This is a genomic window from Achromobacter sp., assembly GCF_036567245.1.
Taxonomy (GTDB): Bacteria; Pseudomonadota; Gammaproteobacteria; order Burkholderiales; family Burkholderiaceae_B; genus Achromobacter.
Window position 1 is genome coordinate 1 of the sequence record NZ_DATCUY010000395.1, and the last position, 6,654, is coordinate 6,654.

A 6,654-nucleotide genomic window follows, 5' to 3' on the forward strand; every position below is an offset into this window, starting at 1 on the left:
CGGGGCGCAGCCGCGTGCCGGCCGCGGGCGCCAACGTATCGTCGTCGGTGCGCAGACGGCTGCGCAGGCGTTCCACGGGGTCCGCAATCACGCTGTTGAGCAGGACCGAGAACGCGATGGTGCTCGTGATCACCAGAGCCGAGAACAGCAGCGGCTGATCCAGGTGGGCTTCTTCGAGCATCCACTTGAAGAACATGATCACCAATGAATGGCAGATGTAGATCGGGTAGCTCAGTTCGCCTATGGCTTTGTCCAGCCTGTGGCGCGACTGAAATAGGAAGGCCAGCGGCAGCAGCGCCACGAACAGCAGCACGGCCAGGCCGTCGCGCACGTTGTGGTTCATGGCGATCGAGAAGTGCAGCACACAGTAGGCCGCCAGCACGGCCGTGCCGATCTCGGGCAGGCGCTTGACGCGCTGCGTCCAGGCTTTGTAGCGCGGCAACAGCACCTGGTGCGACAGCGAACCGAGCAGGAACAGCGCCAGCTCCGTTGGAAAGAAGCGATAGGTCCAGGGATCGTTCAAGCCTATGCCGGTGGCGACCAGCACTCCGCGTAGCGCCAGCGATGCGGCCAGCAATGCCAGCAGCCGCCGCGGCGAACCCAGGATGAAGGGAGCGACCAGGTAGAAGCTCATCTCCACGCCCAGCGTCCAGGCCTGCGGCACCAGCAAGCCTTCGTAGAGCGGCACTTCGCTGTGCGCGAAGCTGCCGGTGAACGTCAGCGCGGAATGCTCGATGCCGAAGAACATCAGCCAGTCCTGGCCCATGATGAAAATGTTGGAGAGCACCAGGAACAGTTCGGCGCTGAAGGGCAGGGCGTCATAGATGCGGAAGAATGCGCCGCCGCTCATCACGTGCGCCGCAAGCGTCAGCGCCGCGACGGCCAGGTAGATCGGGAACAGGCGCAGGAAGCGGTTTGCGTAGAACTTGCCCACCGCTCCTTGATAGTGGTCGGTGGCGGTGAGCACATAGGAAATCAGGAAGCCCGAAATGACGTAGAACAGCTGTACCGCAAGGCGGCCGCCTACCAGATGGTCGGTGGCGCCTGCGCCCAGATGGTCCAGCACCACTGACAATGCCAACAAGGTTCTCAAAAAGCCCATCGCCGTGTCTCCCCGGATTGATCTTATTTTTGGCCCCCGTGAGGAGCCGGACACCTGCGCCTGCGGTCGTTGCGATCGGCTTCCGTACCTTTGCGTGCCGGCCTGGCCCGGATGGCGATCTGTACTGATTCTGCGCGTCGAGGTGCGTCGCCGCCATGGGGCGTTCGATGCAGCAAGGCCATGCAATTGGGCGTGGCGCCAGATCCGCCGTGCTGCTTTTGGATACCGCTTATGGGCTGAGGACATGCGTGCTAGCCCGCAAGGCCGGTTACAGTCGGGGTATGTGAAATTCATGGAGTCCCGTACATGCCTAAGCTCTTGTCCACGCGTTGCCGCTTGCTTGCCCCGGCGCTGCTGGCCGCGGCCCTGGCCGGTTGCGCCGGATCTACCGGAGGCGCGCGCCCGCAAGGCGCCGCCGCGGCCAATGCCGCCAGCAGCGCGGATTCGTTGGCCCAGACCAGTTGGGAACTGGTGCGCTGGACGCAAGCGGGCGGCGCGTTGCGCGACATCCCGCATGGCGATAACGGCGAACCCGTGCGCCTGACGTTCCTGGCGCAGGGCAAGCAGTACCGCGTCAATGGTTTTGCCGGCTGCAACCGCTACATGGGCACTTACAAGCTCGAAGGCGGCAAGCTCTACATCGACGCCCCGGCCGCCACGCGCATGGCCTGCCCCGCGCCGGAGCGGGCCCGCCTGGAGGCGGACTATCTGCGCGGCCTGACCGCCATCGATACTTTCACGCTGGACAACGGCGGCGCGCCGCGGCACCTGACCTTCAACCTGCGCGGCGGCGACGTGCTGGAGTTCGTGCGCCGGCAGGATCCGCCCACGCCCTGACGCAGCCGGCGCAGCGCGTATCAAAGAGTGTTAAGCCGTGAAAGACGGTGGCGGGCCCAGCCTACAATGGCGTGGTCCGGCCCGCCGCCGTGCGCGGGCGCGGCATTCCTCGTTTTTCCGGGAGACCCCCATGCCCTTTTCCGCGTCCCTGCGCTGGCTCGCGCCTTGCCTGTTGTCCATCGGCCTGGCCGCCTGCTCGTCACCGCCGCAGCGCACCGCGGATGGACAGGATCCCCGCTTCCAGCCGGCCTCCGCCTCGGACATGCTGGCCCAGACCAACTGGGACCTGGCGCGCTGGAGCTTGCCCGGCGGCGGCCTGCGGCAGATTCCGCATCCGTCTTCCAATTCGCGTCCCCTCACGGTCAGCTTCATTCATGACCAGGGTTCGCCGCGCATATCCGGCTTTTCCGGCTGCAATCAGTACAACGGCTCCTACACCATCGCCAACGGCCTTTTGATCGTGCAGGGACGCCCCGTGTCGACCATGATGGCCTGCGCGCCGCAGAACATGAAGCTGGAGCAGGACTTCCTGGCCGCGCTGACCAGCATCACCGCCACGTCGGTGGACAACGCCAACAATCCGCAGCGCATGACCTGGGTGCTCAGCTCGGGCGACCGGCTGGATTTCGGACGCCGCGCCGATCCCATCGCGGGCGGCCAGCAGGGGCCGACCAAACTGGTCTACGTGAACTCGGAACGTGTGCCCTGCACCGCCGGCGCGGGCCGCGCCATGTGCTATCAGGTGCGCGACAGCGCGGGGCAGCCCTGGCAGCTCTGGTACGGTGAAATCACGGGCTTCAACTTCCAGCCCGGCGTGCGTTACCGCTTGCGCGTGGTCGAGGTCCGCAACCCGAATCCGCCGGCCGACGCATCGACGCTGAGCTGGGTGCTGGATGCCGTGATCGAGCAGGAAATCGTCAATCGTTGAGCGGGATCAAGCGGGGCGGCGGGCGGAGAAAACCGCCCAGCGTTTACTATTACGCCTTTCGCCGCCCGCTTTTTGCCGCTTTTCCATGACTGCCGTCGTCAATATCGCCGCCTACAAATTTGTTTCGCTGGATTCCTTGCCGGAATTGCGCGTCCGCCTTCTGGACGAGGCCGGCCAGGCCGGGCTCAAGGGCACCATCCTGCTGGCCGAAGAGGGCATCAACCTGTTCCTGGCGGGGGCGGCGGATGGCATCGACGCCTTCCTGCGCACGCTGCGCGCCGATCCGCGCTTCGCCGATCTGGAAGCGAAGTTCAGCCATAGCGCCACGGTGCCGTTCCGCAAGCTGCTGGTGAAGATCAAGCGCGAGATCATCCGCATGGACCATCCGACGATCCGCCCGGCGGTGGGCCGCGCACCCGGCGTGGACGCGCGCACGCTGGCGCGCTGGCTGGATAGCGGCGTGGACGATGCCGGGCGGCCCGTGGTCATGCTGGATACGCGCAACGCCTTCGAGGTCGATGAAGGCACCTTCAAGAACGCCATCGACTGGCGCATCGAGCGCTTCACGCAGTTTCCTGCGGCGGTGCAGGCGCATCGGGCTGAGCTCGGGGGCAAGACGGTCGTCAGCTTCTGCACGGGCGGGATCCGTTGCGAGAAGGCCGCCATCTACATGAACGAAGTCGGCATTGAGAACGTCTACCAGCTCGACGGCGGCATCCTCAAGTATTTCGAAGAAACCGGCGGCCCGGGCTATGACGGCAAGTGCTTCGTCTTCGACGAGCGCATTTCGCTGGATCCGGCGCTGGCGCCCAGCAAGGCGTAAACGCAGAATCGCAATGACAAAGAGCCCGCATCAGCGGGCTCTTTGCATTCAGCGGGGCGTTGCGGGATCAGCGCACGCGCATGCCGGGCTTGGCGCCGGGGAACGGTTCCAGCACGTAGATGCCGGCGTCCACGGCTTCATCCGCATGGCTGGCGGCCAGCACCATGCCTTCGGATACGCCGAACTTCATCTTGCGCGGGGCCAGGTTGGCCACCAGCACGGTCAGCTTGCCGATCAGGTCTTCCGGCTTGTAGGCCGACTTGATGCCCGAGAACACGTTGCGGTGGCGCCCTTCGCCCGCGTCCAGGGTCAGGCGCAGCAGCTTGGTCGAGCCTTCCACCTGTTCGCAGTTGACGATCTGCGCGATGCGCAGGTCGACGCGCGCGAAGTCGTCGATGGAGATGGTCTCGGCGATGGGTTCGCCGCCGGGCACCACGACGGGGGCGGCGGGCGGCTCGAACAGGTCTTCCAGCATTTGCGGTTCGACGCGCTGCATCAGGTGCTTGAAGGGCGCCACGCGCTGCGGCAGCACGGCGGCGTCAGCCCAGGTGAACGGCGCCTGCGCGCCGAACAGCTCCAGGGCCACGCGTCCGGCCAGCTCGGGCAGTACCGGCGCCAGCATCACGGACAGCGCCTTGAAGCCCGCCAGCGAGCGCGAGCAGATGTCCTGCAGGGCGGCCTTCTGCGCGTCATCGGCGGTGGCGATGCCCTTGGCCAGCACCCAGGGCTGGGCCGTGTCGAAAGCCTGGTTGATGCGATCGGCGTAAGCCATGATTTCGCGGATGGCGCGGTTGTACTCGCGCGCCTCGAACGCGGCGCGGATGGACTCCGCCTGTTCGGCGTACTCCGCGGCCAGCGCCGAGGTGTCGCCCGAATAGCCGAGGACTCCATCGAAGTGCTTGGTGATGAAGCTGGCGGCGCGGCTGGCGATGTTGACGTATTTGCCGATCAGGTCGCTGTTGACGCGGGCGATGAAGTCCTCGGGGTTGAAGTCCATGTCTTCGACCCGCGCGTTCAGCTTGGCGGCGATGTAGTAGCGCATCCATTCGGCGTTCATGCCGAGTTCCAGGTAGCGCAGCGGCGAAATGCCGGTGCCGCGGCTCTTGGACATCTTTTCGCCGCTGACGGTGATGAAGCCGTGCACGTTCACGGCGTCCGGCGTCTTGCGGCCGGCGAACTTCAGCATCGCGGGCCAGAACAGCGCGTGGAAATACACGATGTCCTTGCCGATGAAGTGGACCTGCTCGGTGGGGCCTGCGGGGTCGAGCAGCTGGTCGAAGTCCAGGCCCTTGACCGCGCAATACGACTTCAGCGAGGCCAGGTAGCCCACGGGAGCGTCCAGCCAGACATAGAAGTACTTGCCCGGCGCGTCCGGGATCTCGATGCCGAAGTAGGGCGCATCGCGGGAAATGTCCCAGTCGCCCAGCTTGGCCTCGCCATCGTCCGATCCCAGCCATTCGCGCGTCTTGGCCAGCATTTCAGGCTGCAGGTGCTTGCCGCCGGCGGCATTGGAGCCGGTGGTCCATTGCTGCAGGAATTCCACGCAACGCGGATCGGACAGCTTGAAGAAGAAGTGGTCCGAGGACTTCAGCACCGGCGTGGCGCCGGTCAGCGCCGAGTACGGGTTGATCAGCTCGGTGGGCGCGTAGACCGCGCCGCAGACCTCGCAGGAGTCGCCGTACTGGTCCTTGGCGTGGCACTTGGGGCACTCGCCCTTGATGTAGCGGTCGGCCAGGAACATGCCCTTGACCGGATCGTAGAACTGCTCGATGGAGCGGGTTTCGATCAGATCCTGGGCCTTGAGCGCGCGGTAGATGTCTTGCGACAGGGCGACGTTTTCGGCCGAATCGGTGGAATGCCAATGGTCGAAACGGATGTGAAAGCCGTTCAGGTACTGCGGGCGCTCGGCGGCGTAGCGCGCCACCAGGGCCTGCGGCGTGATGCCTTCCTTTTCCGCCTTCAGCATGATGGGCGCGCCATGCGCGTCATCCGCACCCACGAAATGCACCGTGTGGCCCGCCATTCGCATCGAACGAACCCAGATATCGGCCTGGATGTACTCCATGATGTGGCCGATGTGGAAAGATCCGTTGGCGTAGGGCAGCGCAGTGGTGACAAAAAGGGTGCGAGACATGGTTGTCTTTGGAGGTTGAGGGAAAAAGGGGTTAGCCGGCCATTTTAGGGCAACCGCGGGGACTTGCCCCGCAGCGGTCCAACAATGGCTCAACCCGCCCTTCGCGGCAGGCGAATCAGGCGGGTTGCGAAAGAATGCGGGAACCGGCGTGGATGCGGGGGCCGGCCATCCGGGGGGCGGCCATCCGCGGGCCGGCCGTCCGGCAATTCAGCCGTGTGGGCGCATGAGCCCACGACCCGCTCGCGCCGCAGGGCGGCGCCAAGCATGCTGCAAAGCCGCCGTCAGCGGATTTCGCGGGCTTCGACGTCGATCACATCGCCGCGCGGCTGCGTGGCGAAGGGGGCGGTGGCGGACTGGAACGGTCCCGGGCGGGCGCCCTGGCGCTGGCTCCAGTAGGCGCGTACGCCGAAAGGTTTGCCGCGCACCTTGGCGACCACGTACAGGATCGCCACGGCGATCGCCGTGGAAAGCATGAACACCAGCGCCATCGCCATGCCGATCAAGGCCAGGGCGGCGAATAGGACGGCACGAAAGAAGCGGATAAGTGTGTTGGTCATGAAGATCGGATGCAAAACGCAGCGAAAGGTTCCCGGGTATCCGCTATCCTTTAGGGGATGGCGGGCCGCAGAAGCCGCGCTGCCTACGGAACCATAGTGACATGAGTATAACGATAGAACAAATTCGCGCCGCGCTGCGCGCCGCGCAGGACCCGAATACCGGTATGGATTTGGGTGTTTCTGTAAAAGATCGTGACATCAAGCTGGAGGGCGGACGCGTTTCGCTGGCGTTGGAGCTGGGCTATCCCGCCGACGCCGCGCGCGCGCAGGTCC

At 65.3% G+C, this 6,654-nt stretch carries 7 protein-coding genes; 4 read left to right on the top strand and 3 right to left on the bottom strand.

Going from position 1 to position 6,654, the window contains the following annotated elements; all coding sequences use genetic code 11:
* A partial coding sequence (locus tag VIR09_RS16760) for an acyltransferase (protein ID WP_332013894.1) occupies positions 1-1,084 on the bottom strand: 1,084 nt, incomplete at its 3' end.
* Positions 1,085-1,408: 324 nt separating this feature from the next.
* On the opposite strand from VIR09_RS16760, the gene VIR09_RS16765 reads away from it, so the two are divergent.
* From VIR09_RS16765 to VIR09_RS16775, 3 genes are all read left to right on the top strand, one after another.
* Positions 1,409-1,939 carry an META domain-containing protein gene (locus tag VIR09_RS16765; RefSeq protein WP_332013895.1) on the top strand — a complete coding sequence of 177 codons (531 nt, stop codon included), beginning with the start codon at positions 1,409-1,411 and terminating at the stop codon, positions 1,937-1,939.
* Between the two features lie 130 nt (positions 1,940-2,069).
* Complete coding sequence (locus VIR09_RS16770; protein ID WP_332013896.1) at positions 2,070-2,867, top strand: META and DUF4377 domain-containing protein; 798 nt, start codon at positions 2,070-2,072, stop codon at positions 2,865-2,867.
* 85 nt (positions 2,868-2,952) lie between these two features.
* Positions 2,953-3,690: a sulfurtransferase gene (locus VIR09_RS16775; protein ID WP_332013897.1), complete on the top strand. Its 738-nt coding sequence runs from the start codon at positions 2,953-2,955 to the stop codon at positions 3,688-3,690.
* Positions 3,691-3,757: 67 nt separating this feature from the next.
* Here the strand turns inward: VIR09_RS16775 and metG are convergent, their stop codons facing one another.
* Together metG and VIR09_RS16785 are read right to left on the bottom strand one after the other, a co-directional pair.
* Entirely contained in the window at positions 3,758-5,917 is a 2,160-nt protein-coding gene (gene metG / locus VIR09_RS16780) for a methionine--tRNA ligase (protein WP_332013898.1), read from the bottom strand.
* A 188-nt stretch (positions 5,918-6,105) separates the two neighbouring features.
* Positions 6,106-6,381 carry a hypothetical protein gene (locus VIR09_RS16785; protein WP_006226181.1) on the bottom strand — a complete coding sequence of 92 codons (276 nt, stop codon included), beginning with the start codon at positions 6,379-6,381 and terminating at the stop codon, positions 6,106-6,108.
* 101 nt (positions 6,382-6,482) lie between these two features.
* On the opposite strand from VIR09_RS16785, the gene VIR09_RS16790 reads away from it, so the two are divergent.
* The coding region (locus VIR09_RS16790) for an iron-sulfur cluster assembly protein (protein WP_332013899.1) at positions 6,483-6,654 on the top strand (172 nt) is incomplete at its 3' end.